The sequence below is a fragment of the Bradyrhizobium guangzhouense genome (assembly GCF_004114955.1).
In the GTDB taxonomy this organism is placed as follows: Bacteria; Pseudomonadota; Alphaproteobacteria; order Rhizobiales; family Xanthobacteraceae; genus Bradyrhizobium; species Bradyrhizobium guangzhouense.
This window is the reverse complement of sequence record NZ_CP030053.1, coordinates 5,477,960-5,504,181: the sequence shown is the minus strand read 5'-3', so window position 1 is coordinate 5,504,181 and position 26,222 is coordinate 5,477,960. Positions and strand designations below refer to the sequence as shown.

Here is a 26,222-nt window from a genome sequence, read left to right as displayed (position 1 = left end):
GCGAAACGGCCTTTGCTTCAAACCCAGGCACTACCAACTCAAGGCGAGCCCTGATGTTTTCAAATCGTTTCAACCGCTGGACTGCTGCTGCCATCGCCCTTGCCGGCTCTGCGATCATGGCGGTCCCCGGCGCGGGGCTGGCGCAGACGCCGGACCATCCGGCCGACACGGCGGCGCAGTTTCCGACCCGAAACGATCTGAAGTCGCTCACCACCGCCGGCAGCTATCTCGCCGCCCGCCACGCCAGCGTCGAGCGCGATGCGACCTCCGCCGCCGCCTTCTACCGCTCCGCGCTGCGGACCGACCCCAAGAACAACGAGCTGCTCGACCGCGCCTTCATCTCTTCGGTCGACGACGGCGACATCGAGGAAGCGGTCAAGCTCGCCGAGCGCATTCTCACCATCGACAAGACCAACCGCATCGCGCGCCTCGTGGTTGGCGTGCATGATCTGAAGCTCAAGAAATATCCGAGCGCGCAGAGCAACATCAACCAGTCGGTTCGGGGACCCATCACCGATCTCGTCGCGACGCTGCTGTCCGGCTGGGCCGCCTATGGTGCCGGCGATGCCAAGGGCGCTGTTGCCACCATCGACAAGCTGGCGGGCCCGGAATGGTATCCGCTGTTCAAGGACCTGCATGCCGGCATGATCCTCGAGAACGCCGGCAAGGAGAAGGACGCCGGCGTCCGCTTCGAGCGCGCCTACAAGCTCGACGATTCCATGCTGCGCGTCAGCGAGGCCTATGCACGCTGGCTGTCGCGCAACAAGGACGCGGCCTCGGCGACCGCGGTCTATGAAGCCTTCGACAAGAAGCTCCCCCGTCATCCGCTGATCGAGGAGGGGCTGCGCGAGACCAAGGCCGGCAAGAAGCTGCCGCCGCTGGTCGATTCCGCGCAGGCCGGTGCGGCCGAGGCGCTCTACGGCATCGGCGCCACCCTGACCCGCCGCGGCGGCGAGGATCTGGCGCTGGTCTATCTCCAGCTCGCACTCTACCTGCAGCCCAGCCATCCGCTGGCCTTGCTCTCGCTCGCCGACCTCTACGAATCGGTGAAGCGGCCGCAGATGGCGATCAAGATCTATGAGCGCGTGCCGTCATCCTCGCCGTTGAAGCGCAATGCGCAGATCCAGCTCGCCATTGACCTGGATTCCGCCGACCGCAGCGACGAGGCGATCAAGATCCTCAAGAGCGTGATCTCGGAGGACTCCAAGGATATCGAAGCGATCATGGCGCTCGGCAATCTCGAGCGCGGCCGCAAGAAGTTCGGCGACTGCGGTGCGACCTATTCGCAAGGCATCGACGTGCTGCCGGCCGGAAACGACAAGGCCAACAGCGTCTGGTACTATTATCGTGGCATCTGCGAGGAGCGCTCCAAGCAGTGGGGCAAGGCCGAAGCCGACATGAAGAAGGCGCTCGAGCTGCAACCCGACCAGCCGCATGTCCTCAACTATCTCGGCTATTCCTGGATCGACCAGGGTGTGAACCTGGACGAAGGCATGAAGATGATCAAGCGTGCCGTCGAGCAGCGTCCCGACGACGGCTACATCGTCGACTCCCTCGGCTGGGCCTATTACCGTATCGGCAATTACGAAGAGGCGGTGAAGAACCTCGAGCGCGCGATCGACCTCAAGCCCGAGGATCCCACCATCAACGACCATCTCGGCGACGCCTATTGGCGCGTCGGCCGCACGCTGGAAGCCAAATTCCAGTGGGCGCACGCCCGCGACCTCAAGCCCGAGCCGGACGATCTGCCGAAGATCGAAGCCAAGATCGCCAACGGCATGACGGATGACAGTTCGAATTCTTCGGCCGCACAGGCGGACAAGAAGAAAGACGACGGCAAGGGCGGCTAATCTCGCTAAGTTCTGGGGGCGTATCGCCGATGGCGGCGTTGATTGAAGAAGGGCGCGCGAAGGTCAATTTGAGCCTTCGCGTGGTCGGCCGTCGCGCCGACGGCTATCATGATCTCGAAAGCGTGGTTGCGTTTGCCGATTGTGCCGACCGATTGACGCTGGAGCCGGGGGGCGAGCTGAAGCTTGCGACCACGGGGCCGCTCGCGGCCGCCTGCGGCGAGACCTCAGACAATCTCGTGTTCAAGGCCGCCAAGCTGTTGGCCGAAGCCGTGCCGAATCTGAAGCTCGGTGCCTTCGCGCTCGACAAGGTCTTGCCGGTCGCAGCCGGGATCGGCGGCGGCTCGGCGGACGCGGCCGCGGCGCTGCGCCTGCTCGCGCGTCTCAACAATTTGTCGCTCGATGATCCCAGGCTGCAGAAGGTTGCGCTGTCGACCGGCGCAGATGTGCCGGTGTGCCTGCTCTCGCGCGCCTGCGATATGACCGGCGTCGGCGAGCAGTTGCTGCCGCTGCCTCTGCCGAGCATGCCCTGCGTCATGGTCAATCCGCGCGTGCCGGTCGCGACCAAGGATGTGTTCCAGGCGCTGGGACTGCGCAACGGCGAATTGCTGGTCGGGGCCACCTCGGTCCTCGGAGCTCCGGCCTGGCCGGAGACGGGCGGGTCGATCGCGGACTGGGTCGAGGTCCTCGAAACCGTCGCCAATGATCTCGAAGCCCCTGCAATGCGCATCGAGCCCGTCATCGGCAACGTACTTGGCGCTTTGCGCGATTCCGCCGGCGTCAAGCTGGCGCGCATGTCCGGCTCCGGCGCGACGTGCTTTGCGATCTACGGCGCGCCGGCGGATGCGCATGCCGCCGCAGAGAAGATTCGCAGGGATCACCCCGGCTGGTGGGTGCATGCGGGGACGTTGAGCTAGCCCGTTCCATCCTCCTCCAGCCCGAGAAATTTCCGGATCTCACCCAGCACCTCATCCGGCTTGTCGTGCTGCAACCAGTGCCCGGCGCCGGCGATGGTGGCGATCCGCGCCTGCTGGAAATAGCGCTCCAGGCCGGCCGAGCGCGCGCCGGCGAGAAAGCTCTCGCCGGCGTTCAGCAGCAGGGTCGGACAGGCGATGCGCGACCATAGCGCAGTGTGATCCTCCGGCCAGAGCCGGTGCGGTGCGCTGACACGCTGATAGGGATCGAACTTCCAGCTATAGGTGCCGTCCTCGTTCTGTCGTGCGCCATGCGTGGCAAGATGCAGCGCGAGGTCACGGGTGAGGCGCTTGTTGTGAAGCACCATCTGCGCCGCGGCGTCCTCCAGCGTTGGATAGCGGCGCGCCGTGCGGTCGTGCAGCCTGTCGAGCTGGCTGACCCATTTGCCGATACGTTCATGTGTCGGTGGCTTGGGTGAATCGGGCAGCATCGTCACGCCGTCGAGCACGACGAGCTTGTCGACCAGTTCGGGGAACGATCCCGAGAAGATCAGGCTCACCATGCCGCCCATGGAATGGCCGATCAGCGTCACACGAGGCGCTGCTATGCTGCGGACGAGCTGGACGAGATCGTAGACATATTCGGTCAGCGCGTAGCTGCCGCCCTTGGTCCAATCGGAATCGCCATGGCCACGCAAATCGGGCGCGATCACATGAAAATGCGGATGCAGCGAGCGGGCAATGGCGTCCCAGCTTCGGCAATGATCGCGGCCGCCATGCACCAGAATGAGCGGCGGCGCGCCCGCGTTGCCCCAATCGGCATAATGCAGCCGCAGGCCGTGCGATTCATAGAAGCGGCTTTGCGGGTCGAGCATCGGGTCGCGATCCCCTGGACTGATGGCAGATGCCCTGAACTAGCCTGCCGCCAGGCATTCGACAAGCAATCGCTCACGCTCGCTTCGGGGGCGTTCCGCCGCCAGGCGTCGGTTGAATCACGGAGCTTCCGCGCCCGCTAGCCGGTGCGGCGGAAGATCGCGCTGGCGTTCACCCCGCCGAAGCCAAAGCCGTTCGTGATCGCGTGCTGCATCGGCATCGGACGCGCAGCACCGGAAACGATGTCGATCCCTTCCGCGCCCGCATCCGGGTTTTCGAAATTGAGCGTCGGTGGTGCGATCTGGTCGCGCAGGGCGAGCACGGTGAAGATCGCCTCCAGGCCGCCGGCGGCGCCGAGCAGATGGCCGGTTGCCGATTTGGTCGCGCTGACCGCGATGGATTTGTTGCGGCCGAACAGCGCGCCGATCGCGCCAAGCTCGCTCTCGTCCCCGGCCGGTGTCGAGGTTGCATGCGCGTTGAGGTGCTGTACGTCTGAGGGCGCAAGGTTTGCCTGCCGGAGTGCGATCTCCATGGCGCGGCGGGCGCCGTCGCCGTCGGGTGGACCCGACGTCATGTGATAGGCATCGGCGGTGGTGCCATATCCCACGAGCTCGGCGATCGGCGTCGCGCCGCGCGCCAGCGCATGTTCCAGCTCCTCGATCACCAGAATGCCGGCGCCTTCGCCCATCACAAAGCCGTCGCGGTAGCGATCGAACGGGCGTGAGGCACGCGTGGGCTCGTCGTTGTAGGCGCTCGACAGCGCGCGGGCCGCCGCAAAGCCGCCGAGGCTGACGATGTCGATGCAGGCTTCCGCGCCGCCGCAGATCGCCACATCAGCTTCGCCTGATCGGATCATGCGTGCGGCATCGCCGATCGCCTGCACGCCGGCGGCACACGCCGTGACCGGCGTGCCCAGCGCACCCTTGAAGCCATATTTGATCGAGACGTGGCCGGCGGCGAGGTTGGCGAGGAACGAGGGGATTGTGAACGGCGACAGCCGGCGCGGGCCGCGCTGCTCGGTGATGCGCACGGCCTCCGCCATGGCCGGGAAGCCGCCGACGCCGGAGCCGATGACCGTTGCGGTCCGCTCCAGCGCAGATGCATCCTGCGGTGTCCATCCGGCCTGTGCGACCGCTTCAGCGGTAGCGAGCAGGGCAAACAGGATGAACCGGTCCATCTTGCGCTGGTCTTTTGGCGCTGCGGCCTGCGCCGGGTCGAAGCCGCCTTCGGTGTCATCGGCCTTGTCGGGCACGAGGCCGGCAGTACGCCCGGGCAAGGCCTGCGACCATTGCGGCAGCGGGCGCAGCCCGCTCTGGCCGGCAAGCAGCCGGCGCCAGGAGATCTCGACACCACAGCCGAGCGGCGACACCGCGCCCATTCCCGTCACGACGATACGACGCATGTCAATCTCCAGCCGGCGCGAGGTCCGGGTTCATGGCTTTGAGCGAGGTGAGCCGCCGCCGCATCAGGCGGCTCGCGGCCGGGCCTGCGATCACAACTGCATTGGCGAGCGTGATCGGTTGCCTGTCGGCGGCGTCGACCACGATCGGATCGAGCGGCCGACGATCGTTCCTGTCGGCCAGCAGGATGGATTCGCCCTTCGGCGCGAGATGCCTGTTGCCCCAGGCCAGCAGCGTCGCGATCACCGGAAAGAAATCCCGCGCCTTGTCGGTCAGCACATATTCGTAACGCGGCGGCCGCTCCTGATAGCGGCGGCGGACGAACATGCCGGTCTTGGTGAGATGGGCGAGGCGCCGCGACAGGATGTTCGGCGCAATGCCGAGATTGCGCTCGAACTCGTCAAAGCGCGTCGATCCTTGAAGCGCATCCCGCAGGATCAAGATGCTCCACCATTCCCCCACCATCTCCACGGCGCGGCCGACCGGACATTCCTGGATGGAGGGGGATTTGGGCTGCATGGCGGGAAAGGTAGTGGAGTGACTTGCAAAATGCAAGTAACTGCGAACACGAACGGATATGGGGTGGAGCGGGTGATGGGTTGGAGGGACGCGACTGTGACACTGTTGGTGTGGCGAGAGTCGCTGCTGTGACAGACCTTGTCGCTGCGGTTTGAGATGCAAGCTGCTGAGCGATTGCCGCGCGACATACTCCGTCATTGCGAGCGTAGCGAAGCAATCCAGACTGTTTCCGCAAGGGATTCTGGATCGCTTCGCTCGGCTCGCAATGATGAGGAGACGGCCGGGGCCTAACTCACCGCTGTCGTCCCGGCGAAGGCCGGGACCCATAGCCACAGGGAGTGGTTTGGGTCGGAATGGTCGTTATTGGTACCGGCACACCTGTTCTATCGATAGATCAGGCGGTATGGGTCCCGGCCTTGGCCGGGACGACACCGATGATTGAAGAGCACCCAGACCTAAGCGCGAAAGCCTAATGCGACCGTGCCAGGCAGAATGCCACCACCTGCTCCAGCGCGCTCTTCATCGGCGAGGATGGGAACAGCGCGAGTGCGTCTACCGCCATGGCGCCGTAGTGCTGGGCGCGGCTGAGCGTGTCCTCGAGCGCACGGTGCTTGTTCATCAGGCCGATGGCATGGTCGAGATCGGCATCGCCGATCTCGCCGCGTTCCAGCGCCCTGATCCAGAAGGCGCGCTCGGTGTCGTTGCCGCGGCGGAAGGCGAGCACGACGGGCAGGGTGATCTTGCCTTCGCGGAAATCGTCGCCGGTGTTCTTGCCGAGTTTCGCGCTCTTGCCGCCATAGTCGAGCACGTCGTCGACGAGCTGGAAGGCGATGCCGAGATTCATGCCGACCGAGCGGCAGGCGGTCTGCTCGGCCTTGGGGCGGTTGGCGATCACGGGGCCGACCTCGCAGGCCGCGGCGAACAGCTCGGCGGTCTTGCCGCGGATCACGGCGAGATATTCGTCCTCGGTGGTCGCCGTGTTCTTGGCGGCGGCAAGCTGCATCACCTCACCCTCGGCGATGGTGGCGGCGGCAGCCGACAGGATGTCGAGCGCGCGCAGCGAGCCGACCTCGACCATCATGCGGAAGGCCTGGCCGAGCAGAAAGTCGCCGACCAAGACGCTCGCCTCGTTGCCCCAGAGCATGCGCGCCGAGAGCTTGCCGCGGCGCATCTCGCTCTCGTCGACGACGTCGTCGTGGAGCAGCGTGGCGGTGTGCATGAACTCGACGGAGGCAGCGAGCTTGATGTGGCCGTCGCCGGTGTAGCCGGCGAGGTTGGCCATCGCCAGCGTCAGCATCGGCCGCAGCCGCTTGCCGCCGGAGGAGATCAAATGGTTGGCGACCTCCGGGATCATGGTCACGTCAGATCCGGTCCGCGACAGGATCGTGGCGTTGACGCGCTCCATGTCGGGGGCCACAAGGGCAACCAGCTCTTCGATCGACGCGCCGGGAGTTTCGAAAGGTACGATGACGGCCACGCCGGTCTCCAATATTTGCCCCGGAGGGGCTATTCTGATGGAAAGACAATAGAAACTGGACGGGGATGCGGCAAGGCCTGTGGAACCATTGACATTTGCCGCTTTCACCCCCTTCGGGCAGGAGGCTCGTCTTGCGTGAATTGGTTCGGACCAACGATATCGTGCTGGTGTCGGCGATCGGCGCGCTGCTCGACGGCGCCAACATCCATCATCTGGTGCTGGACCAGAACATGAGCATCATCGAGGGCTCGCTCGGCGTGCTGCCCAGGCGGATCCTGGTCCATGAGGACGATGCCAGCGAGGCCCGGCAATTGCTGACCGAAGCGGGCCTCAGTCACGAATTGCGCGGCGATGATTGACGTCGTCACAGATCTCACCGAGGACGCCTTTCTCGGCGGCCAGTTGCTGCTCAAGCAGAAGCGATCCGGCCACCGGGCAGGACACGACGCCATTCTGCTTGCGGCCGCGACCGAGGCCCGCGACGGCGATCATGTGGTCGATCTCGGCGCCGGCATCGGCACGGCCGGCCTCGCGCTGGCCCGGCGCGCCGGTGGGATCAATCTTTGCCTCGTCGAGATCGATCCGGAACTGGCCGCGCTCGCGCGCGCCAATGCAGCCGCCAATGCGATCGTCGCTGACGTGATCGTGCTCGACGTTACCGCCGATGCGCAGGCCTTCGCAGGCGTTGGGCTCTTGCCTGACAGCGCCGACTGCGTGTTGATGAACCCGCCCTTCAACGATCCCGCGCGGCACCGCGGCTCGCCGGACCAGGCGCGTCACACCGCGCATGTCGCGACGGACGAGACGCTGCAGGCCTGGGTGCATGCAGCGCGGCGCATTCTCAGGTCGAACGGTGTGCTGACCTTGATCTGGCGCGCTGACGGAATCGCGGACGTCTTGGCAGCGCTGTCACGCGGCTTCGGCAGCCTGTCGGTCCTGCCGGTTCATGGTGAAGTGGGACGTCCTGCGATCCGCGTGCTGGTGCGCGCGGTCAAAGGCGGACGAGCGCCGACGCGATTGCTGCCGGGCCTCATGCTCAATGATGAGTCACGCGTGCCTAAAAAAGAGGTACGGAATATTCTGGAAGGGAGAGCGGTCTTGCCGCTGGCGGAGCCGTGACGGCTTACTGGGGAAGCGATTCCGACTGCTGTTCCGGCCGGGACGTAAAGCGAATCGCCGTAAAGAGCGCGCCCATCAGCATCAGCAGCAGATAGATCTTCATGTCGTTTCCTCCGCTGCCTCATTGCAGCTTCCCAGCAGGGATTCTGCAAAACACGTTCCAGGCACCAGCAATGACAGTCGCGTGATAAATAAGGGTTAACCAGAGGTGACGGCATGGCCGAACAATTGAACGATCGTGAGAATTCCGGCCTGGCCGACAAGCTCATGCAATATCTGCCGGCGCGCTTCCGCCCCGGTGCTGCGGTGGTGCCCGTGGTGCGGCTGTCAGGCGTCATCGGCGCGGTGACGCCGCTGCGTCCGGGCATGACGCTGGCGGGAGTCGCGCGCGTGCTGGAGCGGGCGTTTTCGTACCGGAACGCCAAGGCGGTCGCGCTTGTGATCAATTCGCCCGGCGGCTCGCCGGTGCAGTCGCGCCAGGTCTATCTGCGTATCAAGCAGCTCGCGGCGGAGAAGAAGCTGCCCGTGCTGGTGTTCGTCGAGGACGTCGCGGCCTCCGGCGGCTACATGATCGCCTGCGCCGGTGACGAGATCTTCTGCGACCCGTCCTCGATCCTGGGATCGATCGGCGTGGTCGGCGGCAGCTTCGGTTTCCAGGAGGCGATCAAGCGGCTCGGCATCGAGCGGCGGCTCTACACGGCAGGCGCCCACAAGGCGATGCTCGATCCGTTCCTCCCGGAAAATCCTGATGACGTCGCCAAGCTGAAGGCGCTTCAGCGCGAGATCCACCAGATCTTCATCGCGCTGGTGAAGGACAGCCGCGGCGCAAGACTCAAGGGCGCGGACGACACCCTGTTCACCGGCGAGTACTGGGCCGGGGAGAGCTCGATCGCGCTCGGGCTGGCCGACGGTATCGGCGATCTCCGCTCAACTCTTCGTGCCCGCTATGGCGAGAAGGTTCTCACCCCCGTGATCGCACAGCCGAGCGGGCTGCTGTCCAACCTGTTGGGGCGGAAATCGCCCGGCGCGGGCCAGCTTTCGGCCATGGAATCAATGGCCGGGCTGCCGGACGAGCTGATCTCCGCGGTCGAGACGCGGGCGATTTGGGCGAAATTCGGGTTCTAGGTTCGGACCTCCCGCGCCATTTGGTCCAAGGGGATCAGGAGCCGAGCCAATTGCGGCGCGGCCCGGACTGCGCGAATATGGGTGTGGGGGCTGAGTACTACACGAGGATCGACCGATGCCGCCGTTCGTCGCATTTGCGGGCGTCCTGGGCGGGCTTGCCGTGGTCCGCTGGGCCTACAAGACCGCACTCAGGATCAACGAGGAGCTGGAGGAGATGCGCCTGTCGCGCGTCGCCGAGGCCGCCCACATGGGGAATATCCAGACGCTGAAGCGTGACCCCGTGACCGGGGCCTATAGGCCGGGATAGGCCGAGTCTTCCACGCGCACCTTCATTCCGGGGCTCGCCCTGCGGGCGCCCCGGAATGACGGCCATTTCCGCCCCCTTTGCCTTGATTCCCATCCCCGCCGTCGATACGGTCCCGCGCGATTCAAACCCCCCGCGAGAGCCTGATCTGACGATGGACGCCTCATTGCCCGCCCATATGCGCCCGGACCGCTCGTTCCAGGGCCTTATCCTGGCCCTGCAGCGCTATTGGGCGGATTACGGCTGCGTGATCCTGCAGCCCTACGACATGGAAGTCGGCGCCGGCACCTTCCATCCCGGGACGACCCTGCGCGCGCTCGGGCCGCGGCCGTGGAATGCCGCCTATGTGCAGCCCTCGCGCCGGCCCAAGGATGGCCGCTATGGCGAGAACCCGAACCGGCTGCAGCACTATTACCAGTTCCAGGTCATCCTCAAGCCGTCGCCGCCGAACCTTCAGGAGCTGTACCTGAAGTCGCTCGCCGCCATCGGCATCGACTCCGCCATCCACGACATCCGCTTCGTCGAGGACGATTGGGAAAGCCCGACGCTCGGCGCCTGGGGTCTCGGCTGGGAGTGCTGGTGCGACGGCATGGAAGTCAGCCAGTTCACCTATTTCCAGCAGGTCGCGGGCGTCGAATGCGCCCCCGTCGCGGGTGAGCTCACCTACGGCCTCGAACGGCTCGCCTGCTATCTGCAAGGAGTCGACCGCATCATGGACCTGAACTTCAACGGCCGCGAAGGCGCCGAGAAGGTCAGCTACCGCGATGTGTTCTTCCAGGCCGAGCAGGAATATTCGCGGCACAATTTCGAACATGCCGACACCGCGATGCTGTTCGAGCAATTCAAGATGGCCGAAGCGGCCTGCAAGAAGTACCTCGATGCCGGCTGGCAGACAAACCCGGAGTCCGGCAAGCGCGAGGCGCATCTGATGGCGCTGCCGGCCTATGACCAGTGCATCAAGGCGAGCCATGTCTTCAACCTGCTCGACGCGCGCGGCGTGATTTCGGTGACGGAGCGACAGAGCTACATCTTCCGGGTTCGCGAACTGGCGAAAGCCTGCGGCGAAGCCTGGGTGCACACCGAAGCCGGTGGAGCGGCCTGATGCCCGATCTTTTGCTTGAACTGTTCTCGGAAGAAATCCCCGCGCGCATGCAGGCCAAGGCGGCCGACGATCTGCGCCGCCTGGTCACCGAGAAACTCGTCGCTGAAGGCCTGGTCTATGAAGGCGCGAAAGCGTTCGCGACGCCGCGCCGTCTTGCGCTCACCGTCCACGGCATCCCCGCGCGCCAGCCTGATCTCAAGACTGAACGCCGCGGACCTAAAGTCGGCGCGCCCGATGCGGCCGTGCAGGGCTTTCTGAAAGCGACCGGCTTGAAGTCGCTGGATGAGGCCAAGATCCAGCGCGACCCGAAGGGCGATTTCTACATCGGCCTGATCGAGAAGCCCGGCCGCGACGCCATCGACGTGCTCGCGGAAATCCTGCCCGTGATCATCCGCACCTTCCCCTGGCCGAAATCGATGCGCTGGGGTGCGCGCTCCGCCAAGCCGGGCGCGCTGAGCTGGGTGCGTCCGCTGCACGCGATCACCGCGACCTTCGGCCTCGAGACCGAAGAGCCCGATGTCGTGAAGTTTTCCGTCGACGACATCGAGGCCGGCCAGACCACCTACGGCCATCGCTTCCTTGCGCCGTCCGCCATTTCCGTCCGCCGCTTCGAGGACTACGAAGCCAAGCTCCTGGATGCGAAGGTCGTGCTCGACCCCGACAGGCGCAAGGATGCGATCCTCACCGACGCCAAGCAGCTTGCCTTCGCGCAGGGCTTCGAGCTCGTCGAGGACCCGAACCTGCTCGACGAGGTCTCGGGCCTCGTCGAATGGCCTGTCGTGCTGATGGGCTCGTTCGAGCAGGAGTTCCTGAAGACTCCCGGCGAGGTGATCCGCGCCACCATCCGCAACAACCAGAAATGCTTCGTGGTCAGGGATCCCAAGACCGGGAGGCTGACCAACAAGTTCGTCCTCACCGCGAATATCGAGGCGACCGACGGCGGCAAGGTCATCGTCTCAGGCAACGAGCGCGTGATCCGCGCCCGGCTGAGCGATGCGAAGTTCTTCTACGAGACGGACCTGAAGACCAAGCTCGAGGACCGCCTGCCGAAGTTCGAGCAGATCGTGTTCCACGAGAAGCTCGGCACGCAGGCCGCGCGTATTGGGCGAATTGTCGCGTTGGCTGCTCAGATCGCCAATCTTGTTGAGCCTCAGTTGCAAGTGGGCCAAAAAAGCTATGGCGGGAGCGCGGCCAAATACGTCAACGACGTCGAGCAAGCAGCGAAGCTTGCCAAGGCGGATTTGCTCACCGAGGTCGTGGGAGAATTCCCTGAGGTTCAAGGACTGATGGGCAAGTATTACGCACTCGAGCAGGGTGAAGACGCCTCCGTCGCCGCTGCTTGCGAGGAGCATTACAAGCCGCAAGGCCCCGCTGATCGCGTGCCGACTAATCCGGTCAGCGTTGCCGTGGCGCTGGCTGACAAGATCGACACGCTCGTAGGCTTCTGGGCAATCGATGAGAAACCGACAGGAAGCAAGGACCCGTATGCGTTGCGTCGCGCGGCGTTAGGCGTGATCAGGCTGATCCTCGAAAACAACCTGCGAATTGAAATGGTTGCCTTGTTTGATCATCATTCTCAGACGGTTGACAAGACATTCAAGCAATTGGCGCATGCTAGCGGACAAAAGCAAGGTGGGGACCACTTTGTTGCGGTCGGCTACGCGGGCTTTGAATGGAACAACAGGCGGGTTCGCAAGAACAGCGTTGATCTCCTCGCCTTCTTCGCCGACCGCCTCAAGGTCCAGCTCCGCGAGCAGGGCGCGCGTCACGATCTCGTCGACGCCGTGTTCGCGCTCGGCGGGCAGGACGATCTCCTCATGATCGTCCGCCGCGTCGAGGCGCTCGGCAAGTTCCTCGAGAGCGATGACGGCAAGAACCTGCTCGCCGGCACCAAGCGCGCCAGCAACATCCTCGCGATCGAGGAGAAGAAGGACAAGCGCAGCTTCGACGGTGCGCCCGATGCTGCGCTCTACAGCCTCGGTGAAGAAAAGGCGCTGGCGAAGGCGATCGACGAGGTCAAGGCGGAAGCAAATGCAGCCGTCGCCAAGGAAGACTTCGCCGCCGCGATGAGCGCGATGGCAAAGCTGCGTCCGCCGGTCGATGCGTTCTTCGACAAGGTGCGCGTCAATGACGACGATGCCAAGGTGCGCGAGAACCGGCTCAAGCTGCTGAACGAGATCCGCAGCGCCACGCGTGCGGTGGCGGATTTCTCGAAGATCCAGGACTAGGCTCGTGCCCCGGACGCAGCGCAGCGCCACTTAGCGGTGCGCTGCAGAGCCGGGGCCCATGCCGGCTCCGTGCTCGGAGCTCCTGGGTCCCGGCTCTGCGCCGCAGCGCTTTGCGCGCTGCGCCTTGTCCGGGACACAAGAGCGTGCGCACGCGAAGCACAAAAAATGCCCCGCCCGGCGGGGGGAAGACCGGGCGGGGCCTGATGTCCGATTGCACTGCTCGCGCCAGCCTGATTGATGTGGCGCGCCGGACATCGAGTTGAACGGCAACGTTTGCTAGTTCATCACCTCGACGATGCGCCGCGAGCGCGGCTCGACCAGCACGGTCTCGCCGTTCACGACCGTGTAGCGATACGTCGTCGCGCCGAAACGTTGCGGCACGTCATAATAAGTGATGCCGGTTTCAGGTAAGGTGGCACCGACCACGACGCGATCGGGAATATGGAAGGCCGGCACACGTTGCTCGACGACATAGTCGCGGAAAGCCGGCCGCTGCTCGACCGCAATCGTCGGGCCGTTATCGATCACGACAGGCGCACGTCCCACTGTGATCCCGGTTTGCGCCTGCGCCGCGACGGGCGAGCCGATCGCGGCCGCGAGCGCTGCTAGGGCAAGAATCCTGTTCCGCATGGGCAACTCCTTCGAATTGACTTCAGCCGGCGCCAGTGGCGCGACCGGTTGCCAATGCTGCGCCGGGCGTGATGTTCCGGAAAAAGCCTTGCCGCATACGCGGCAATTTCGGGCAGTTTTCGCGGAGCAGGGAACCCGTATCGACCTTCACGCGTCTCTACGGGCGAAACGGGGTCCGCTATGATCCCGCCGCGATTCGCCTCATCCCTTGGGAAAGATAATTCATGCACCTCACCGTCGCCCACATCTCGCCGCTGCTGTCGCTGCTTGCGGGCGTTCTCATCCTGATCATGCCGCGCCTGCTCAACTTCATCGTGGCGATCTTTCTCATCCTCAACGGTGCGATCGGGCTCGGTCTGTTGAAGTGGCTCCATCTCTAGGCCTTCATTTTCCGGAACTCTTCGACTTGCGCGGGCCTGCTCAAAGTGGTGTAAGGCGCGCGATTTCCCATTCCTCTCGCAGGTTGTGTGCAAGCTATGGCCAAAGCCGCCTCGAAGCCTAAGAAACTCCCAGCGAAATCAAAGCCTTCCGCTAAGGCGAAAGCCGCGCCGGCAGCCCGCAAGGCGCTCCCCAAAAGCTCTGTGAAGAGCGCCCCGAAGCCGGTCGCCAAGGGTGCTGCCAAGGGTGCTGCCAAGGGTGCTGCCAAGGGTGCTGCCAAGGGTGCTGCAAAGCCCGCCGCGAAGGCTGCGACCAAGGCGGTTGCACCGAAAGTTGCTGCGAAGGCGGCTCCAGCCAGGAGCGCTCCGGCAAAGGTGCCGGCCAACAAATGGGTCTTTACTTTCGGCGACGGCAAGGCCGAGGGCCGGACGGAGATGCGCGACCTGCTCGGCGGCAAGGGTGCCAACCTCGCCGAGATGGCCAATCTCGGCCTGCCGGTGCCTCCCGGCTTCACCATCCCGACCTCGGTCTGCACGTATTTCTACGCCCACGACAAATCCTATCCGAAGGAATTGCAGTCGCAGGTCGAGAAGGCGCTCGACTACGTCGGCAAGTTGACCGGCAAGGTGTTCGGCGACACCAAGAACCCGCTGCTGGTCTCCGTGCGTTCAGGCGCGCGCGCCTCGATGCCGGGCATGATGGACACCGTGCTCAATCTCGGTCTCAACGACCGGACGGTGGAAGCGCTGTCGGAGCTCTCGGGCGATCGTCGTTTCGCCTATGACAGCTATCGCCGTTTCATCACCATGTATTCCGACGTGGTGCTCGGCTTCGAGCATCATCATTTCGAGGAAATCCTCGACACCTTCAAGGACAGCCAGGGCTATACGCTCGACACCGACCTCACCGCCGAGGACTGGGTCGATCTGGTCGGCAAGTACAAGGACGCGGTCGCGCGCGAGACCGGCAAGGATTTCCCGCAGGATCCGCACGACCAGCTCTGGGGCGCGGTCGGCGCGGTGTTTTCGTCCTGGATGAACGCGCGCGCGGTGACCTATCGCAAGCTGCATGACATTCCGGAATCGTGGGGCACCGCGGTCAACGTGCAGGCCATGGTGTTCGGCAACATGGGCGAGACCTCGGCGACCGGCGTTGCCTTCACCCGCAACCCCTCGACCGGCGAGAGCAAGCTCTACGGCGAATTCCTGATCAACGCGCAAGGCGAGGACGTGGTGGCGGGCATCCGCACGCCGCAGGACATCACCGAGGAAGCGCGGAAAGAATCCGGCTCCGACAAGGCGTCGATGGAAGCGGCGATGCCGGAGGCCTTCAAGGAGCTGACGCGGATCTACACGCTGCTCGAGAAGCACTACCGCGATATGCAGGACATGGAGTTCACGGTCGAGCAGGGCAAGCTGTGGATGCTGCAGACCCGCGGCGGCAAGCGCACCGCGAAGGCCGCGCTGCGCATCGCGGTCGAGCTCGCCAATGAAGGCCTGATCACCAAGAAGGAAGCGGTGACGCGGATCGATCCCGCCTCGCTCGACCAGCTGCTGCATCCGACCATCGATCCCAACGCCAAGCGCGACGTGATCGCGACCGGCCTGCCGGCCTCGCCAGGTGCGGCCTCCGGCGAGATCGTGTTCTCGTCGGACGAAGCGGCCAAGCTCCAGGGCGACGGGCGCAAGGTCATTCTGGTCCGCATCGAGACCAGCCCGGAAGACATCCACGGCATGCACGCCGCCGAAGGCATCCTGACCACGCGCGGCGGCATGACCTCGCACGCGGCGGTCGTCGCGCGCGGCATGGGCAAGCCCTGCGTCTCCGGCTGCGGCACCATCCGCGTCGATTACGGCCGGGGCACCATGAGCATCGGCTCGCGCACCTTCAAGGCCGGCGACGTCATCACCATCGACGGCTCGCTCGGCCAGGTTCTGGCCGGCCGCATGCCGATGATCGAGCCGGAACTGTCAGGCGAGTTCGGCACGCTGATGAACTGGGCAGACCAGGTCCGCAAGATCGGCGTCCGCGTCAACGGCGACACGCCCGACGACGCCCGCACCGCGATCAAGTTTGGCGCGGAAGGCATCGGCCTGTGCCGCACCGAGCACATGTTCTTCGAGGAGACCCGCATCCGCACGGTGCGCGAAATGATCCTCTCCGAGGACGAGCAGTCGCGCCGTGCCGCGCTGGCAAAGCTCCTGCCGATGCAGCGCGCCGATTTCGTCGAGCTGTTCGAGATCATGAAGGGGCTGCCCGTCACGATCCGGCTTTTGGATCCTCCCCTCCATGAGTTCCTGCCGCACACCCATGCCGAGGTCGAGGAAGTGGCGCGTGCCATGAACACCGATCCGCGGCGCCTGGCCGACCGTGCGCGCGAGCTGTCGGAGTTCAATCCGATGCTGGGCTTCCGCGGCTGCCGTATCGCGATCGCCTATCCTGAGATCGCCGAGATGCAGGCCCGTGCGATCTTCGAAGCCGCGGTCGAGGCCGAGAGGCGCACCGGCAAGGCCGTCGGCCTCGAGGTGATGGTGCCGCTGATCGCGACCAAGGCCGAGCTCGACCTGGTCAAGGCTCGCATCGACGCCACCGCGAAGTCGGTGATGCGCGAGACCAACACCAAGATCGCCTATCAGGTCGGCACGATGATCGAGCTGCCGCGTGCGTGCCTGCTCGCGTCCGAGATCGCCGAGAGCGCCGAGTTCTTCTCGTTCGGCACCAACGACCTGACGCAGACGACGTACGGCATCAGCCGCGACGATGCGGCGAGCTTCCTCGGTCCCTATGTGGCGAAGGGCATCCTTTCGATCGATCCCTTCATCTCGCTCGACCAGGAAGGCGTCGGCGAGCTGGTCAAGATCGGCGTCGCGCGCGGCCGCAAGACGAAGGCAAAGCTCAAGATGGGCATCTGTGGCGAGCACGGCGGCGATCCGGCCTCCGTCGCCTTCTGCCACAATGTCGGTCTCGACTATGTGTCGTGCTCGCCATATCGCGTGCCGATCGCGCGCCTCGCTGCCGCGCAGGCCGCGCTCGGCAAGGCGATCGCGAGCCAGGCGTAGGACGAAGCAATATAGGTGATGCGAAAGAGGCGGGGCTTGCACCGCCTCTTTTCATTTGAGGCGACTTCCGTTTGAGGCGACGCTGTCGCCACACACTCGCCGTCATCGCCCGGCTTGACCGGGCGATCCAGTACGCCGAGGCAGTTGTGATTACGCCGAGAGGCAGCGGCGTACTGGATGCCCCGCTTGCGCGGAGCATGACACCGACTATGTGGATGCGTTTCGCAAAGACACTGACGACTGAATTCACCAGCGTCCCGTATTGATACGCATGCGCAAGAGTTCCTTCACCATTCGCGTTGACCGATTGTTTACCGCTTCTCGCGACGCGGCGTTTACCAACACATCGCATCGCCCCGTGAAAACACCTGCAATCGCTTGAGTGTGCTTCGCCCGCAACGCGGATTAACGCCCCGGCAACCTAAATTAGATACTCACGATAAAGATCGAATTGCACGGATGTACTGAATTCGATCAGTACGGGCGTAAGCGTAGTGTGAGCGTATCGATGTCAGTGTTGCGTAACCATCCGAAGGGTGCGCGGTTCGCATCCTTCGGACTCGGTCTCTGCATCTTCGCATTGATGCCGAGAGAGATCGGATATCAGGACATAGGCTCGCTGCTGGCGCGTCAGCCCGGCGTCGCCGAGCGCTGGCAGAAGCAGGTGTTCTCGGCGGCCTCGTCCATTCAGCTCGCCACCTACAGCTTCTCGCGCCCGATCGGGACGTCCGCGCCGCAGAGCGCAATGGTGCGCCTCGCCAGCCTTGATGGCCGCGATGTCACTCGTTCCATTTCGCGCAACCCGGTGCTGCAGGCGCCGGCGCGTTATCAGGCCTCCGACTTTCCCAAGGTCGATCGCGCGCTGAAAGGCGATCGTCTCGCCACCGCGTCGCCTGCGCCAGTGCCTGAGCCCGTTGCTCCGGCCGCGACGCCCGCGCAGGAAAATCCTGCGACCTCGAATAGCTCCGTGTTCGGCGCGAAAACGGCCGAGCTGCCCGCGGTGCAGCCGCAGGCAATGTCGCCGGAATCAGCGGCCGCGCTCGATCCCGAGCTTCAGGAGGCGATGCGTGCGCCGCCCTTGGCTCAATATACAAATCCGCCGAGGGCCGATGACAACGCGTTGTCCCTCGCAGCCCAGCCGCTCAACGCGTTGAAGCCGGCAACGGTCGCCGCGCCGCCGCGCGATCCCTTCAGCGTCAAGACCTCGAACCTGTTCTTCGGCAGTTCCTCGCTGGGCGGTAACCTCGAGAGCATCGAGAGCTGGCAACCCGGCGCCGAGCCGCTGATTGTGGCGCCCGATCCCGATATGAAGCTGGCCTCGCTGTCGGCGCCGAACGAAGACGCCGCCAGCGCCGCCGAGAGCGGGGAGAGCGTCGCGCCCAAGGGTGAGGTCAACGCCGACAACCAGCGCGCCAAATCGCCGGCCGAGCGGCTGGCGCTCGACGAGAAATCGCGCGCGAAATCGGAAAAGTGCCTCGCGGAAGCCGTCTATTTCGAATCCCGCGGCGAGGCCGTGCGCGGCCAGATCGCCGTCGCGCAGGTGGTGATGAACCGGGTGTTTTCAGGCAAATATCCCGACACCGTCTGCGGCGTGGTCTATCAGAACAAGTACCGCCACTTCGCCTGCCAGTTCACTTTTGCCTGCGACAATAATCCCGACGTGATCCGCGAGCCCGATATGTGGGATCGCGCCAAGAAGATCTCGAAGGCGATGCTCGACGGCCAGATCTGGTTGCCGGAAGTCGGCAAGTCTACGCATTACCACGCCTATTGGGTGCGTCCGTCCTGGGTCGCCGAGATGAAGAAGATGTACAGGACCGGCGTGCACACCTTCTACCGGCCGCGCGCCTGGGGCGACGGCGAGGAAGAACCGAGCTGGGGCACGCCGGCACAGACCGCCGCGCTCTCGGCCGAACTCGTCCAGGAGGCCAAGAGCTCCGCCGAGATGGGCGTGACCGAGCGACGCTAAGCCTCCTCACATCTCGATATCCACCGCGCAGTCGAAATTCGGCGCCGAATGCGTCAGCGCGCCTGACGAGGCGTAATCGACGCCGGTCGCCGCGATCGCCGCAATCGAGTCCGGCGTGACGCCGCCGGAAGCCTCCAGCTCGAGGCGACCTTCCGTCATCCTGACGGCCTCGCGCAGCGTCGCGAGGTCCATGTTGTCGAGCAGCACCGCATCGGCGAGGCCAGTGGCGAGCACGTCGCGCAGCTGGTCGAGCGTGTCCACCTCGATCTCGATCTTGACCAGATGGCCGGCAAGGGCGCGAGCACGTTCCAGCACGGGGCGGATGCCGCCGGCAACCGCGATGTGGTTGTCCTTGATCAGGATGGCATCGTCGAGGCCGAAGCGGTGGTTGAAGCCGCCGCCGCAACGCACCGCGTATTTTTCCAGCGCTCGCAATCCCGGCGTGGTCTTTCTCGTGCAGCAGATGCGCATTTTCGTGCCCTCGGTGCGCGCGACATAGTCGGCCGTGAGTGTCGCGACGCCGGAGAGGCGGCCGACGAAATTCAATGCGGTCCGTTCCGCGGTGAGGATCGCGCGGGCCGGTCCTGAGATCGTCAAAACCTGCTGCCCGCGGACGACGCGTGCGGCGTCGCGGACATGCGCGCGGACTTCAATGTCGGTCGATAGCTTTTGCAGCGTCGCCAGCGCCAGCGGCAGGCCGGCGATGACACCGGACTGGCGTGCAACCAGGTCGGCTTGCGCCTTGGTCGCTTCCGGGATCGTCGCGAGCGAGGTGATGTCACCGGCGCGGCCGAGATCCTCGTCGAGAGCGCGATGCACGGCATCATCGATGGCGAGTGCAGAGAGGAAGGCGTCGGGATAGAGCAGGGAAGTCGGGGTGATCATGACAAGCTCCGTCAGGCGATCATGGATTGGGCGATGCGCGGCGTGGAATGTGCGCTGAGTCCGTCGGCGACCTCGCGCGCCCCGGCGAGTGTCGTCATCGTTCTCTGCGCCAGCGCTGGCGCCTCCTGCGGATGGTCGGAGCGGAAATGCGCGCCACGGCTCTCGCACCGGCTCCAGGCCGCGGACGCAACGAGCAGAGCCGCTGTCGCCATGTGGCGGACCGCGATGCTCGTTGCTGAGCGCTCGAGCGCAGCGAAATTGCGCACGGCTTCCGCGAGCGCGTCGCGCTCACGGATCACGCCGACATGCGAGGTCATGATCGCGCGCAAGCGCCTTACGGTGGCCGCATCCGGCGCGCCGCCGCGCGGCGTCACCAGCGCGTCGGGGAGGCGGGCAGGCGAAGCGATCGCGTGACCGGCGATGTCGTCGGCGATGCGCGCGGCGTAGACGACGGCCTCGAGCAGCGAATTCGACGCAAGCCGGTTGGCGCCGTGCATGCCGGTCGACGACACTTCACCGCCGGCCCAGAGCCCATCGATCGAGCTGCGGCCGCGTGCATCGACCGCGATGCCGCCCATGTGATAGTGCACGGCCGGCGCGATCGGGATGATCTGCATCGCGGGATCGATGCCGGCGGCGATGCAGCTTGCATGCACCGTCGGGAATTTGTCGGCGAAGCGCCTGCCCAGCGTCTGCCGCGCATCGAGGAAGGCACCGCGCCCTGCCGCGATTTCGGCGAACACGCCGCGCGCCACGATGTCGCGCGGCGCGAGCTCGGCGAGGGGATGCTGCGCAAGCATGAAGCGCTCGCCCTCGCCGTTGATCAATGTCGCGCCTTCGCCGCGCAGCGCCTCGGTCGCAAGCGGTGCCGGATCGCGGCCGACCATGATCGCGGTCGGGTGAAACTGTACGAATTCCGGATCGGCGACCACGGCGCCGGCGCGAGCTGCGAGCGCGAGGCCCGATCCATTGGCTTCAGCCGGATTGGTCGTGACGGCATAGAGATGGCCGATGCCGCCGGTCGCGAGTACGACCGCGCGCGAGGCGATCACGACGCGTCTCGACGCGAAATTGTCGGCCTCGCGCAGTTGAAGTCCGGTAACGGCGCCGTCTTCGGTCAGCAGCGCTTCGGCGACGAAACCTTCGACCAGGCGGATCGATGGCGTGCGGCGTACAACCTCGCCCAGGGCCGCGATGATCGCCGCGCCCGCGCCGTCGCCGCGGACATGCACGATCCGCCGCGCCGAATGCGCCGCTTCCCGCCCCACGGCAAGCCGGCCTTCGAGATCGCGGTCGAACGGCACGCCATAGGCAATGAGATCGTGGATCCGCGAGGGTGCCTCGCGCGCGATGCCGAGTGCGACCGCTTCATCGACGATGCCGCCGCCGACCGCAATCGTATCGGCGGCATGCGCTTCGGGAGTATCGCCGTCGGCGACGGCAGCCGCGATGCCGCCTTGCGCCCATGCGGACGACGCCCCCTGTCCGAGCGGCGCCGCCGAGATCAGTGTCACCGGCCGCGGCGCGAGCTTCAGCGCGCAAAACAATCCCGCGAGGCCACCGCCGACGATGACGACGTCGTCGGTGGTGCGGGTGAGGTTGTGGATGTTGTTTGTTGTCATGGCTCTCTCCTCATCGTCGTCCCGGCGAAGGCCGGGACCCATACGCCGCAGCACTTATTGGTTCGCGGGGCTGTGTAACGCTGTTCTTCGCAACCACATCTCCCTGTGGTTATGGGTCCCGGCCTTCGCCGGGACGACACTGTGGGTGTCGCCATGGCTCACCCTCAGTTCCTCAAATTGATCATCCGCTCGACCGAGCGCCGCGCCCGCGCTGCGAGCGCCGGATCGATCGTCACCTCTTCGCCTGATGTCAGCAGGCTCTCCAAAATGTTGGCGAGCGTGATGCGCTTCATGTGCGGACAGAGATTGCAGGGGCGCAGCATCTCCACATCGGGCAGCTCGGCGCGGACATTGTCAGCCATGGAGCATTCCGTGATCATCACGAGGCGCTTCGGCCGCCGCTCGCGCACCCAATTGATCATATGTGCGGTCGAGCCGGTGAAGTCGGCTTCCGCCAGCACATCAGGCGGACATTCCGGATGCGCGATGATCTGCACGGAGGGGTCGGCGTCGCGGAAGGCGCGCAGCTCTTCGCCGGTGAAGCGCTCATGCACCTCGCACGCGCCCTTCCAGGCGATGATCTTCACGTCGGTCTTCGAGGCGACATAGGTCGCGAGATAACGGTCGGGCAGGAAGATCACGCGCGGCGCGTTCAGGCTCTCGACCACCTGCACAGCGTTCGACGAGGTGCAGCAGATGTCGACCTCTGCCTTCACCTCGGCCGACGTGTTGACATAGGCGACGACAGGCACGCCTGGAAATTTTTCGCGAAGCAGCCGCACGTCGGCGCCGGTGATGCTGGCGGCGAGCGAGCAGCCTGCGCGGGAATCCGGGATTAGCACCGTCTTGTCCGGATTGAGCAGCTTCGACGTCTCCGCCATGAAGTGGACGCCGCACTGGACGATGACGTCCGCCTTCACCTTGGTCGCCTCGACGGCGAGCTGGAGCGAGTCGCCGCCGATGTCGGCGACGCCGTGAAAGATCTCCGGCGCCTGGTAATTGTGCGCGAGAATCACCGCATTGCGCTCGCGCTTGAGCTGGTTGATCGCGTGAATGGTCGGCGCCATCAGCGGCCACTCGATCGACGGGATCACATGTTTGACGCGCTGGTAGATCGGCGCGGTAGCGCGCTCGACCTCGCTGGTCCATTCCAGCGAGGGGCGCGGCAGCGTGGGAGCGGATCGCGCCGGCGCTGATGGAGTGGGGGTGGCCTGGCCCTGCGGCCGGTTGGCGAAATCATCAGGGCCGTAAATTCCAGCTATCGGCATCGAAGCCTCCCGTGCATGTCAATTATGCTCGATTTGAGTATATATGGGCGCTGAGAAATCCGGCCGAGAGGGCCGGTGGGGATTTCGCCAGAGCTTTGATATACTCAATCTGAGTAAATCTAAGATAACACGCCCTTTGGCAAGCCGCTAGGCCCGGCCGGACACATTTCCGTCAAGCCGCGCTATGGGCGCCAGTGGAGGCCGCGATAAAACGCAGTGCTCCCGCAATAGCCCTTTGCGGAACGCAATCATTTTTGACTTTCGATTTTCATGCACCTGCATTAAACGGCTGATCAGCGGTCGGCGGTTTGCGGATCGCCAGCGCCGGATGAGGAACACCATGTCGATCCAAGCGGGCGAATTCGCTCCCTCTCGTTCCTCTCAATGGCGCACGCCGGCCGTCATCATCTTCTGCGGTTGCGCGATCGGCATGCTCGGCTTCGGTCCGCGCTCGGCGCTGGGTTTCTTCGTGCAGCCGATGAGCCATGAATTCGCCTGGGGCCGTGACGTGTTCGGCCTCGCCATCGCCTTCCAGAATCTGTTGTGGGGATTGGGCCAGCCGTTTGCCGGCGCGATCGCCGATCGCTTCGGCCTGTTTCGTGTGATGTGCGTCGGTGCGCTGCTCTATGCCGGCGGTCTTCTGCTGATGCGCTATTCGTCGACGCCGATGTCGCTCAACATCGGCGCGGGCGTGATGGTCGGCTTTGGCCTCGCCGGCTGCTCGTTCAATCTGGTGCTGTCGGCGTTCACGAAACTGTTGCCGGCCGAGAAGCGCGGTCTTGCGCTCGGCGCCGGCACGGCGGCGGGCTCGCTCGGCCAGTTCCTGTTCGCGCCTGTTGGCGTCGCGCTGATCGACAATTTCGGCTGGCAACAGGCGCTCACCGTATTCGGCTTCCTGATGCTGCTGATAATTCCTCTGTCGCTGGCGATCTCGACGCCACCGGTCGCAACCACTGCCGGCGCAGCGCCTGCGGATGAGCAGACCATCACCAGGGCGCTCGCCGAGGCCTTCGGCCATCGCTCCTACGTGCTGCTGGTGCTCGGCTTCTTCACCTGCGGCTTCCAGCTCGCCTTCATCACCGTGCATCTGCCGGCGTTCCTGGTCGATCGCGGCATCTCGACGCAAACCGGCGGCTGGGTGATCGCGGCGATCGGCCTGTTCAACATCATGGGCTCGCTCAGCGTCGGCTATCTCCAGAACTCGCTGCCCAAGCGCTACATCCTCTCGGTCATCTATTTCACCCGCGCGCTGGCAACGCTGGCCTTCATTTCGTTCCCGATCACGCCGTTCTCGGCGATCGCCTTCGGTGCGGTCTCGGGCCTCACCTGGCTGTCGACCGTGCCGCCGACCTCAGCGCTGGTGGCGCTGATGTTCGGCACGCGGTGGCTGGCGACGCTCTATGGCTTTGCCTTCGTCAGCCACCAGGTCGGTGGTTTCCTCGGCGTCTGGTTAGGGGGCATCGTCTTCGAGAAATTCGGCTCCTACACGCCGATCTGGTGGCTCTCGATCCTGTTCGGCGTGCTCTCGGCGCTGATCAATCTCCCGATCGTGGAGAAGCCGGTCGCACGAGCGGTTGCGCAGCCGGCCTGATCGGCTAAACATCCCGGTCAAACAAGTCAGGGAGTTCAAGCCGTGGGCACATTCAAGGCTGTCAGGATCGACAAGGCGGACAAGGGCACCACTGCCGCGCTCACCCAGTTCGACGACGCCGAGCTGATGGACGGCGACGTCACCGTCCGCGTCGAATGGTCGACGCTGAACTACAAGGACGGCCTCGCGCTGACAGGCAAGGCGCCGGTGGTGCGCCGCTTCCCGATGATTGCCGGCATCGATTTCGCCGGCACGGTCGAGGCCTCCTCCCATCCGCAATGGAAGGCCGGCGACAAGGTCGTCTGCACCGGCTGGGGCATGGGCGAGACCCATCTCGGCGCCTATGCCGAAAAGGCGCGGGTGAAGGGCGACTGGCTGGTCGCCCTGCCGCAAGGCCTGTCGGCGCGCGATGCCATGGCGATCGGCACCGCCGGCTTCACCGCGATGCTCTCCGTGCTGGCGCTGGAGAAGCACGGCGTCTCGCCGAAAAGCGGTCCTGTCGTCGTGACGGGCGCGGCCGGCGGCGTCGGCTCGGTCGCCACCGCCCTGTTGTCCCGGCTCGGCTACCACGTCATCGCCTCGACCGGCCGTGCGTCCGAGGCCGACTATCTGAAGAGCTTAGGTGCTGCCGAGGTGACCGACCGCAATGAATTGTCTGCACCGGCAAAGCCGCTTGCCAAGGAGCGCTGGGCGGGTGGCGTCGACAGCGTCGGCTCGACCACGCTGGCGAACCTGTTGTCGATGACCAGGTACGGTGGCGCCATTGCCGCCTGCGGTCTTGCGGCCGGCATGGATCTGCCGTCTTCGGTCGCGCCCTTCATTTTGCGCGGGGTGTGCCTTCTCGGCATCGATTCTGTGATGTGTCCCATCGAGCCGCGAAAAGCCGCCTGGCAACGCCTCGCCTCCGACCTTGATCGGGCAAAACTAGCTGAAATTACTACGGAAATTTCGCTCGACCAGGTTCCGGAATGGGGCGCGAAAATCTTGGCCGGCCAGGTCCGCGGTCGCATCGTGGTAAAAATTCTCTAACGGCGTTCAGACTTTGCCAACCAAGCTGCTTCAATGTTGCCTTGGTTAGTATGGTAAGCAGCGGGTAAAGAGATAAGGCATCGCCCGCTGCGGGGTTGGTTCGGAGTTGAGCATGCTTGCGCGTATTGTGTTGGGGGCTGTCACGGCAGTCGTGACGTTAGCGCCGGCCGTCGCCTTGGCTGGGAGTATGAACGCGGACGAGGCTCGTCGCTTCGTCGCCGGCAAGGTCTTCGCCTTCACCTGTTTCGACGGCACCCGCGGTGCAGGCCGCATCCTCGACGATCTCGGCGCCGCCGGTGCGGTGCAGTTCTCGGGCTCGGGCCCGGTGCGCCACATCCGGCTTCCCGGCAACACCCTCCAGATCCGCGGCCAGAACGTCTGCGCCTCGATCAAGGGCATCCCGTTTGAGCCTTGTTTCAACCTGGAAAAAACCGACGATCGCAGCTTCCGCGGCTCCGTCTCGGGCATGGGCTTCGCCTATTGCGACTTCCATCACCAGGGTGGCAACCAGATGCTGATGGCCCGCGCCGTCGCACGGCCGCGCTCGCTGCATACCTCAGAGCAGACCGGTTCGATCAATGCGCCCAGTACCGAAGTCGCCGCGCGGGTCGAGACGCCGCGGGTCGAGAGCCGCCGGATCGAGCCGGTGAAGTCGGAAGCGAAGGCCGAGCCAAAGTCGGATTCGAAGAACGAAGGTCCGCTGGAGCTGCGCCGCTCGACCGAGTGATACGAGCGCAACTGCGCTCGGTTTACCTGCATTTGACGAATGCATCGCGCGGCAAGCCGTGGCGCCGTAATCATACGGCCCGCGGTTTTTATGCCTTGGTAGCGACTGTCGCCCCAGCCTGCGTAACGGCCGGGAGGCGGCCCTACGCAAGAGTTC

At 64.9% G+C, this 26,222-nt stretch carries 22 protein-coding genes; 14 read left to right on the top strand and 8 right to left on the bottom strand.

Features of this window, described 5'->3' with window-relative positions; all coding sequences use genetic code 11:
• The first annotated feature begins 53 nt into the window (after positions 1-53).
• Both XH91_RS26345 and XH91_RS26340 read left to right on the top strand, forming a co-directional pair.
• Positions 54-1,850: a tetratricopeptide repeat protein gene (locus XH91_RS26345; RefSeq protein ID WP_128953292.1), complete on the top strand. Its 1,797-nt coding sequence runs from the start codon at positions 54-56 to the stop codon at positions 1,848-1,850.
• A 29-nt stretch (positions 1,851-1,879) separates the two neighbouring features.
• A complete protein-coding gene (locus XH91_RS26340; protein WP_128953291.1) occupies positions 1,880-2,764 on the top strand; it encodes a 4-(cytidine 5'-diphospho)-2-C-methyl-D-erythritol kinase in 885 nt (294 codons plus the stop codon).
• Here XH91_RS26340 and XH91_RS26335 read toward each other — a convergent pair.
• The 4 genes from XH91_RS26335 to XH91_RS26320 all read right to left on the bottom strand — a co-directional run bounded on the left by XH91_RS26335 (position 2,761) and on the right by XH91_RS26320 (position 7,030).
• The gene (locus tag XH91_RS26335) at positions 2,761-3,636 is read right to left on the bottom strand and encodes an alpha/beta fold hydrolase (RefSeq protein WP_128953290.1); all 876 of its coding nucleotides are present in this window, start codon (positions 3,634-3,636) and stop codon (positions 2,761-2,763) included. The two genes, XH91_RS26340 and XH91_RS26335, sit on opposite strands and share 4 nt — an antisense overlap.
• A 137-nt stretch (positions 3,637-3,773) precedes the next feature.
• Positions 3,774-5,036: a beta-ketoacyl-ACP synthase II gene (gene fabF / locus XH91_RS26330; protein ID WP_128953289.1), complete on the bottom strand. Its 1,263-nt coding sequence runs from the start codon at positions 5,034-5,036 to the stop codon at positions 3,774-3,776.
• A 1-nt stretch (position 5,037) separates the two neighbouring features.
• On the bottom strand, positions 5,038-5,553 hold the full coding sequence (locus XH91_RS26325; protein WP_128953288.1) for a winged helix-turn-helix transcriptional regulator: 516 nt from the start codon (positions 5,551-5,553) through the stop codon (positions 5,038-5,040).
• A gap of 469 nt (positions 5,554-6,022) precedes the next feature.
• On the bottom strand, positions 6,023-7,030 hold the full coding sequence (locus XH91_RS26320; protein ID WP_128953287.1) for a polyprenyl synthetase family protein: 1,008 nt from the start codon (positions 7,028-7,030) through the stop codon (positions 6,023-6,025).
• A 131-nt stretch (positions 7,031-7,161) separates the two neighbouring features.
• Between XH91_RS26320 and XH91_RS26315 the strand changes: the two genes are divergently transcribed.
• The 6 genes from XH91_RS26315 (at position 7,162) to glyS (ending at position 12,908) form a co-directional block, all read left to right on the top strand.
• A complete protein-coding gene (locus XH91_RS26315) occupies positions 7,162-7,389 on the top strand; it encodes a putative signal transducing protein (RefSeq protein ID WP_092227450.1) in 228 nt (75 codons plus the stop codon).
• Positions 7,382-8,149 carry a tRNA1(Val) (adenine(37)-N6)-methyltransferase gene (locus tag XH91_RS26310; protein WP_128953286.1) on the top strand — a complete coding sequence of 256 codons (768 nt, stop codon included), beginning with the start codon at positions 7,382-7,384 and terminating at the stop codon, positions 8,147-8,149. Before XH91_RS26315 ends, XH91_RS26310 begins: the two co-directional genes overlap by 8 nt.
• A gap of 216 nt (positions 8,150-8,365) precedes the next feature.
• Positions 8,366-9,274 (top strand): S49 family peptidase, encoded by a 909-nt coding sequence (locus XH91_RS26305; protein WP_128953285.1) that lies wholly within the window; start codon positions 8,366-8,368, stop codon positions 9,272-9,274.
• Positions 9,275-9,389: 115 nt separating this feature from the next.
• Complete coding sequence (locus XH91_RS26300; protein WP_128953284.1) at positions 9,390-9,581, top strand: hypothetical protein; 192 nt, start codon at positions 9,390-9,392, stop codon at positions 9,579-9,581.
• Between the two features lie 151 nt (positions 9,582-9,732).
• Complete coding sequence (locus XH91_RS26295; RefSeq protein ID WP_128953283.1) at positions 9,733-10,680, top strand: glycine--tRNA ligase subunit alpha; 948 nt, start codon at positions 9,733-9,735, stop codon at positions 10,678-10,680.
• The gene (gene glyS / locus XH91_RS26290) at positions 10,680-12,908 is read left to right on the top strand and encodes a glycine--tRNA ligase subunit beta (protein ID WP_128953282.1); all 2,229 of its coding nucleotides are present in this window, start codon (positions 10,680-10,682) and stop codon (positions 12,906-12,908) included. The genes XH91_RS26295 and glyS overlap by 1 nt, the downstream gene beginning before the upstream one ends.
• Before the next feature lie 276 nt (positions 12,909-13,184).
• Here glyS and XH91_RS26285 read toward each other — a convergent pair whose 3' ends face one another.
• A complete protein-coding gene (locus XH91_RS26285) occupies positions 13,185-13,538 on the bottom strand; it encodes a DUF1236 domain-containing protein (RefSeq protein ID WP_128953281.1) in 354 nt (117 codons plus the stop codon).
• A 224-nt stretch (positions 13,539-13,762) separates the two neighbouring features.
• Between XH91_RS26285 and XH91_RS26280 the strand changes: the two genes are divergently transcribed.
• The 3 genes from XH91_RS26280 (at position 13,763) to XH91_RS26270 (ending at position 18,944) form a co-directional block, all read left to right on the top strand.
• Positions 13,763-13,918, top strand: a complete 156-nt coding sequence (locus XH91_RS26280) for a DUF3096 domain-containing protein (protein ID WP_128953280.1) — start codon at positions 13,763-13,765, stop codon at positions 13,916-13,918.
• 96 nt (positions 13,919-14,014) lie between these two features.
• Positions 14,015-16,975 carry a pyruvate, phosphate dikinase gene (gene ppdK, locus XH91_RS26275; RefSeq protein WP_164934169.1) on the top strand — a complete coding sequence of 987 codons (2,961 nt, stop codon included), beginning with the start codon at positions 14,015-14,017 and terminating at the stop codon, positions 16,973-16,975.
• 508 nt (positions 16,976-17,483) lie between these two features.
• Positions 17,484-18,944 (top strand): cell wall hydrolase, encoded by a 1,461-nt coding sequence (locus XH91_RS26270; RefSeq protein ID WP_164934170.1) that lies wholly within the window; start codon positions 17,484-17,486, stop codon positions 18,942-18,944.
• Positions 18,945-18,950: 6 nt separating this feature from the next.
• Here XH91_RS26270 and nadC read toward each other — a convergent pair whose 3' ends face one another.
• The 3 genes from nadC to nadA all read right to left on the bottom strand — a co-directional run bounded on the left by nadC (position 18,951) and on the right by nadA (position 22,719).
• A complete protein-coding gene (nadC, locus tag XH91_RS26265) occupies positions 18,951-19,829 on the bottom strand; it encodes a carboxylating nicotinate-nucleotide diphosphorylase (protein ID WP_128953277.1) in 879 nt (292 codons plus the stop codon).
• Positions 19,830-19,840: 11 nt separating this feature from the next.
• A complete protein-coding gene (locus tag XH91_RS26260) occupies positions 19,841-21,451 on the bottom strand; it encodes an L-aspartate oxidase (protein WP_128953276.1) in 1,611 nt (536 codons plus the stop codon).
• A gap of 164 nt (positions 21,452-21,615) precedes the next feature.
• Positions 21,616-22,719: a quinolinate synthase NadA gene (gene nadA / locus XH91_RS26255; RefSeq protein WP_128953275.1), complete on the bottom strand. Its 1,104-nt coding sequence runs from the start codon at positions 22,717-22,719 to the stop codon at positions 21,616-21,618.
• 340 nt (positions 22,720-23,059) lie between these two features.
• Here nadA and XH91_RS26250 point away from each other — a divergent pair, with 340 nt between their 5' ends.
• The 3 genes from XH91_RS26250 (at position 23,060) to XH91_RS26240 (ending at position 26,066) form a co-directional block, all read left to right on the top strand.
• A complete protein-coding gene (locus XH91_RS26250) occupies positions 23,060-24,310 on the top strand; it encodes an MFS transporter (protein WP_128953274.1) in 1,251 nt (416 codons plus the stop codon).
• Positions 24,311-24,352: 42 nt separating this feature from the next.
• On the top strand, positions 24,353-25,339 hold the full coding sequence (acuI, locus tag XH91_RS26245; protein WP_128953273.1) for an acrylyl-CoA reductase (NADPH): 987 nt from the start codon (positions 24,353-24,355) through the stop codon (positions 25,337-25,339).
• Positions 25,340-25,451: 112 nt separating this feature from the next.
• Entirely contained in the window at positions 25,452-26,066 is a 615-nt protein-coding gene (locus tag XH91_RS26240; protein ID WP_128953272.1) for a hypothetical protein, read from the top strand.
• The last annotated feature ends 156 nt before the right edge of the window (positions 26,067-26,222 follow it).

Coding starts and splice junctions, on each gene's coding strand:
- XH91_RS26345 (WP_128953292.1), top strand. CDS start 54: ATGTTTTCAAATCGTTTCAACCGCTGGACTGCTGCTGCCATCGCCCTT.
- XH91_RS26340 (WP_128953291.1), top strand. CDS start 1,880: ATGGCGGCGTTGATTGAAGAAGGGCGCGCGAAGGTCAATTTGAGCCTT.
- XH91_RS26335 (WP_128953290.1), bottom strand. CDS start 3,636: ATGCTCGACCCGCAAAGCCGCTTCTATGAATCGCACGGCCTGCGGCTG.
- fabF (WP_128953289.1), bottom strand. CDS start 5,036: ATGCGTCGTATCGTCGTGACGGGAATGGGCGCGGTGTCGCCGCTCGGC.
- XH91_RS26325 (WP_128953288.1), bottom strand. CDS start 5,553: ATGCAGCCCAAATCCCCCTCCATCCAGGAATGTCCGGTCGGCCGCGCC.
- XH91_RS26310 (WP_128953286.1), top strand. CDS start 7,382: ATGATTGACGTCGTCACAGATCTCACCGAGGACGCCTTTCTCGGCGGC.
- XH91_RS26305 (WP_128953285.1), top strand. CDS start 8,366: ATGGCCGAACAATTGAACGATCGTGAGAATTCCGGCCTGGCCGACAAG.
- XH91_RS26300 (WP_128953284.1), top strand. CDS start 9,390: ATGCCGCCGTTCGTCGCATTTGCGGGCGTCCTGGGCGGGCTTGCCGTG.
- XH91_RS26295 (WP_128953283.1), top strand. CDS start 9,733: ATGGACGCCTCATTGCCCGCCCATATGCGCCCGGACCGCTCGTTCCAG.
- glyS (WP_128953282.1), top strand. CDS start 10,680: ATGCCCGATCTTTTGCTTGAACTGTTCTCGGAAGAAATCCCCGCGCGC.
- XH91_RS26285 (WP_128953281.1), bottom strand. CDS start 13,538: ATGCGGAACAGGATTCTTGCCCTAGCAGCGCTCGCGGCCGCGATCGGC.
- XH91_RS26280 (WP_128953280.1), top strand. CDS start 13,763: ATGCACCTCACCGTCGCCCACATCTCGCCGCTGCTGTCGCTGCTTGCG.
- ppdK (WP_164934169.1), top strand. CDS start 14,015: ATGGCCAAAGCCGCCTCGAAGCCTAAGAAACTCCCAGCGAAATCAAAG.
- XH91_RS26270 (WP_164934170.1), top strand. CDS start 17,484: ATGTCAGTGTTGCGTAACCATCCGAAGGGTGCGCGGTTCGCATCCTTC.
- nadC (WP_128953277.1), bottom strand. CDS start 19,829: ATGATCACCCCGACTTCCCTGCTCTATCCCGACGCCTTCCTCTCTGCA.
- XH91_RS26260 (WP_128953276.1), bottom strand. CDS start 21,451: ATGACAACAAACAACATCCACAACCTCACCCGCACCACCGACGACGTC.
- nadA (WP_128953275.1), bottom strand. CDS start 22,719: ATGCCGATAGCTGGAATTTACGGCCCTGATGATTTCGCCAACCGGCCG.
- XH91_RS26250 (WP_128953274.1), top strand. CDS start 23,060: ATGTCGATCCAAGCGGGCGAATTCGCTCCCTCTCGTTCCTCTCAATGG.
- XH91_RS26240 (WP_128953272.1), top strand. CDS start 25,452: ATGCTTGCGCGTATTGTGTTGGGGGCTGTCACGGCAGTCGTGACGTTA.